Raw genomic sequence first — 5,048 nt, forward strand, 5'->3', positions numbered from 1 at the left:
TCTTCAGCGTGCTGCTGCACGGGCCGCTGCCGCTGCCCGACCTCGCCCGGATGCCGCTGGCCGCCGGGGTCGCGCTGCACGCGGCGTGTGCCAGCTCAGGGGTACGCGGTGGGCTGAAGTGGCCCAACGACCTGCTCGCGCCCGACGGCCGCAAGCTCGCCGGGATTCTGCTGGAGGCCGACCTGCGGGGCGAGGAAGCCCGCCGCGCGGTGCTGGGCCTCGGGGTGAACGTGGCCGCCGCGCCCCCCGGTGCCGCCCACCTGCACGGGTTCCGGCCAGGGCTGACCCGCGCCGACCTGCTCTCCCGCCTGCTGGCCGAGCTGGAGCGCTGGCTGGCCGCCCCACCGGGGGAGGTGCTCGCCGCGTGGCGACGCTCGAACCTCACCCTGGGCCGCGAGGTCCGGGTCGTCACCGCCCGGGGCGAGGTGTCGGGCACCGCCCTCGATCTGGACGCGGGGGGCAGCCTCCTCGTCCGCCTGCCGGACGGGCCCACCGTCCCCGTTCACGCGGGCGACGTGCAGCTCGTCGGCTCCCTTCAGGCCCCTTCCCGTCCCCAGGAGGACACCCCATGACGCCACTGCCCATGCCCACCGCCGCCCACCCCACCCTCGCCCGCACGCTCGCGCCGCGCTCCGGCCTCGCCCGCGACGCGCTGCTGGTCCTCGGGGGCGCGGCCCTCGTCGCCCTGGTCGCGCAGGTCGAACTGCCGCTCAAGCCCGTGCCCGTCACCCTCCAGACCCTCGCCGTGCTGCTCGTCGGGGCGGCGCTGGGCTGGAAGCGCGGCGCGGCCAGCCTGACGACCTACCTGCTGGCGGGGGCGGCGGGGCTCCCGGTCTTCGCGGGGGGCAGCGCGGGCCTCGCCAAGTTCGCCGGGCCGACCGGCGGCTACCTGCTGAGCTACGTCTTCGCCGCCGCGCTGGTGGGCTGGCTGGTGCAGCGCTATGCCCTCGACCGCAGGCCCGCCGGAGCGGCGCTGGCCATGCTCGCGGCCAGTGTGGTGATCTACAGCTTTGGCCTGACCTGGCTGGGGCTGGTCACCGGGCTGAGGGGGCAGGCGCTCCTGACGGCGGGCCTGACGCCCTTCCTGGTCGGGGACGCCCTCAAGATCGGCCTCGCGGCGCTGCTGCTGCCGGGGGCGTGGGCGCTGGCGCGGCGGCGCTGAGCGGAAAGAAGAGCAGAGACAAGGGCGGGCGCTCCGGGAGAGGGAGGCCCGCCCTTTTTCGGTGCTGATGTGAGGAGTTCCTCCCCTACGCCTCCGCCTCCTGGGTCTCGCGGTGCGGGGCTAGCGTCTCCTGGCGGTTGCGCCAGCGGGCCGAGTGGCCGAAAGGGTTGGCGAGGGGGTCGACCGCCATCTCGCGGGCGGTGCGGGGTCCCTGGGTGCTGCGGGCCAGCGTCCGCAGGTCGGCCTTGGGGCGGCGGTCCTCGTACAGCAGGCCGTTTTTCTCCTGAAAGGTGTCGGCAAGCTGGGTGTAGCAAAAGCCCGACAGCCCCTCGCAGGTGTGGATCACCGAGAGCAGCAGCGAGTAGTCGCTCAGGAAGGCCGTCTCGCTTTGCGACTGGCTGTAGCCCCAGCCGCTCTGCCGCCCCGGGATGTAGGCGATGCCGCCGAACTCGGAAAGGATCACGGGCAGCCCGGCCTCGGGAATGTGCCCCAGCGTGATGAGGCGGTCGGCGGGCTGCTGGTGTTCGAGGGACATGCGGGTGGCGTCGAGGGTGCCGTAGCGGCGGCGCAGCAGCTCGGGGTCGTCGGCGTAGTCGTGGATGGTCAGCAGGTCGGTGGCGATATGCTCCCAGCCGTCGTTGCCGATCACCGGGCGGCTGGGGTCCAGCGTCTTGGTGAGGTGGTACAGCGCCCGCACGTAGTCGCGGTGGGCCGGGTTGTTGGGCAGGTCCGGCACCCCCCACGACTCGTTAAAGGGCACCCACGCCACGACGCAGGGGTGCGACAGGTCGCGGGTCAGCACCTCCAGCCACTCGCGCGTGAGCCGCCCGACCGCCTCGGGCGTGAAGCGGTAGGGGCTGGGCATCTCCTCCCAGACGAGCAGCCCCAGCACGTCGCACCAGTACAGCCAGCGCGGGTTCTCGATCTTCTGGTGCTTGCGGGCACCGTTGAAGCCCAGTTGCCGCGCCAGCTCCACGTCGCGGCGCAGTTCCTCGTCGGTGGCGGCGAGCAAACCTTCTGGCCAGTAGCCCTGGTCCAGCACCATCCGCAGGTAGTAGGGCCGCCCGTTGAGCAGGAAACGGTTGCCCGATACCCCCACCGACCGCAGCGCCGCGTAGCTGTGGACCCGGTCGAGCAGCACGTCGCCGCGCCACAGCTCCACGCAGGCCCCCAGCAGTTGCGGGTGCCCGGGGCTCCACAGCAGGTCGTTGCGGAAGTCGTCGATGCCGGGGTCGGCCAGCGAGAGTTGCCGGGCCATATGCCGGTGGGTCACGGCGTAGCGGTCGTCGATCAGGAGGGTGTCGCCCTGCCACAGCCGCACCCGCAACGAGAGGTCCGGCCCCAGGTCGCCCTGAAGCACGGCCCGCACCCCGATCTGCCAGCGCTGCATGTCGCTGGCCCAGGTCAGGTCCTGCAAGTAGGTCTCCGGCACCGGCTCCAGCCATACGTGTTGCCAGATGCCGGTCGTGCGGGGATACCAGATCGAGTGCGGCTCGCGCTGCCAGTCCTGCTTGCCGCGCGGCTGGGTCAGGTCGTGGGGGTCGTCCTCGGCCCGCACCACGACTTCCAGCGTGGGGCTGAAGGCCGCCTGTCGGGTCACCTCCGCCGTGAAGGGCGTGTGCCCCCCCTCGTGCTCGGCCACCAGGTCGCCATTCACCCACACGCGGGCGCGGTAGTCCACCGCCCCGAAGTGCAGCAGCAGCCGCCCAGCCCGTTCGTGGGCCTCCAGCGTCACCGCGCAGCCGTACCACACCACCCGGTGAAAGCCCCCGTCGTGAATCCCGCTGCGCACACTCTCGGGCGGGTAGGGCACCACGATCTCGCGGTCGAACACCACTTCCTCGGGATGAGACCACTGCGCGGCGTCGTCGAAGGCAAAGCGCCAGGCCCCGCCGAGGTCGCGCCAATGCTCGCGCTCCAGCAGCGGGGTGGGGTGGGTGGAATAGGGCACGCGGGAGACTCCTGGGATGGGGGGAGTGGAGGCAGGGCCGGGGGGCGGACGGGGTGGAGATGGCACACGCTACACGGTCTGGCGGGGGGGAGTGGGGGGTGGGCTACGGGGCGGGGAGGGGGCTTGGGAACGCCCTGAAGATTAGGCTGGCCGTGCTGCTGCTGTCGGGAACGTAGGCGTGGGTGCGGAGGAGATGAATAATAGAGGAGTTGAATGGCGGATATCTTGGAAAGGGATGCTAGCTTTACAAATAAGCGGGATTAGGATAAAGCAATTGAATTTCTTGTGGCGATCTCTGATACTCTTAGGCATAAGAACCTGTCGCCTCTGAATTCCTCAAGCGCACTTTGAAGCAATTTAGCCTTATCTCTCGTTGTTAATCTACTTTCCATATAGGCAGACAACAAAGAAAGCCTAGACATACGCCTATTTTTGTTCAATAATATTGATTTATCTGGATTGTAAATAGCTGCTGATTCAACTACCCTATCTAGTGTATGTAAAACGCGCATTCCCTCTTTTCTACCCGAGTTTGATATTTGATACCTAATTTTCCTGCGGGTTTGTTGGTCGGTTAAATAATATGATGCGGCAACCTGTCGGGAGAGCCATTCAGATTCGGGCCAAAGTGTAGAAAATGCGTCTATGTAATTTGAGAGATCATCCATGTCGACATATTTTGCTAAAAAGCGAACTCCGCAAGAAAGTCTGTGAACTTCTGAATCTGCCTTATATGGTAAATTAAGGAAATGTTTTGTGAGAAATTTTAGATATTTGTCGTTTTCTGGCACATTCCAATCTATAATTATATCTATAATCTCCGAGAAAGATGAATCATCAATACAGTGTATACTAAGTAGATAAGAAACTACATCTCTCATCCTTCTTTTTGAGTAACCTACCTTCTTTAAATATCTAAATTGGTATGGCCTCATGCTAGGATAGCTTGTTAACGCATCAAAACTTATGACGTCACTTCTAACATAACCTATCTTCATAAACATTGTAATATATCTAGTTACAACTTTGGACCAATTTCCTTGTCTTTTTCCGAACCACACCAATTCAAATTTCTCAATAATCTTTTGCTTTATATCATCTTGATAGAATTGAGTATACGTCTCAAACTGATCGGCTTTATTTTTCCAATAATTAGCTGTAGAATTCTCAGATGTGAAAAAATGAGCGGCAGCCTCCTTATCGTTCAATATTCTAGTTTTACCAACGTTTAATCTCACGCCAGATGAGTTGAGTAGCACCTCAAGGTTTTTGAGGGCGTTCTTTGCCTCTCCCAGACTATCAACGGCGAAGTCAATATCATCCATCCACCTTGCAAAATCACCTGACGAGGCTCTATTTAAATAATCATCGATGTCAAATAAAAAGAAATGAGCCAAAAGCCTTATGGCAGGTAGGTTTACTTGGGGTAGTCCCTGAGATATAACCCGTTCATACTCTGGCTTCCAAACAAACCTATTAAGCATGTCAAACAGAAATTCAACCACCGAGTATGAAATACCTGTCTTTGAAATTATTTTATTTCTTAACACTTCTAAATGTATAGTATCATAATAACTTGCAACGTCTGTCACTACGGTGAAGTTTCTCCTTTTCGAGAACATTTGTATCTCTGTTTGGTATTTGCCCCAGATTTTGCTCCAATGTGGATATGGGTCGCTAGGCAAATCCTCCATACCTTTCATAGACTTCGATCTAATATAAAAAGATTTGGATGTCGGTTGACATTGCAATAAAGCTCCTTCAAGCTCATTATTTATACAGCTAAATATTATTGCATCCTCAGGAAATACAATGACGATCCTTCTGGTGATGCCATTTCCCTTCTCAACTCGAAATTCATCATTTCTAAGAGATTCATAATCTCCAGATGCTCTCTAGGGGTCAAAAGTCAGATGGAGGCTTGAGAAGTCGGCT

4 protein-coding genes are annotated in these 5,048 nt (G+C 60.4%); 2 read left to right on the forward strand and 2 right to left on the reverse strand.

The window, feature by feature from the left end; translation table 11 throughout:
* Both QOL99_RS15000 and QOL99_RS15005 read left to right on the forward strand, forming a co-directional pair.
* A partial coding sequence (locus QOL99_RS15000; RefSeq protein ID WP_285525004.1) for a biotin--[acetyl-CoA-carboxylase] ligase occupies positions 1-572 on the forward strand: 572 nt, incomplete at its 5' end.
* An 11-nt stretch (positions 573-583) separates the two neighbouring features.
* On the forward strand, positions 584-1,162 hold the full coding sequence (locus QOL99_RS15005) for a biotin transporter BioY (protein ID WP_407650200.1): 579 nt from the start codon (positions 584-586) through the stop codon (positions 1,160-1,162).
* A gap of 85 nt (positions 1,163-1,247) precedes the next feature.
* On the opposite strand, the gene QOL99_RS15010 is transcribed toward QOL99_RS15005, so the two are convergent.
* Positions 1,248-3,113, reverse strand: coding sequence for a glycoside hydrolase family 2 TIM barrel-domain containing protein (locus QOL99_RS15010; protein ID WP_285525007.1), 1,866 nt, complete (start codon positions 3,111-3,113; stop codon positions 1,248-1,250).
* A 260-nt stretch (positions 3,114-3,373) separates the two neighbouring features.
* Positions 3,374-4,816 (reverse strand): RNA-directed DNA polymerase, encoded by a 1,443-nt coding sequence (locus QOL99_RS15015; RefSeq protein WP_285525009.1) that lies wholly within the window; start codon positions 4,814-4,816, stop codon positions 3,374-3,376.
* Positions 4,817-5,048 lie beyond the last annotated feature (232 nt).

This window comes from Deinococcus rhizophilus (genome assembly GCF_030271215.1).
Taxonomy (GTDB): Bacteria; Deinococcota; Deinococci; order Deinococcales; family Deinococcaceae; genus Deinococcus; species Deinococcus rhizophilus.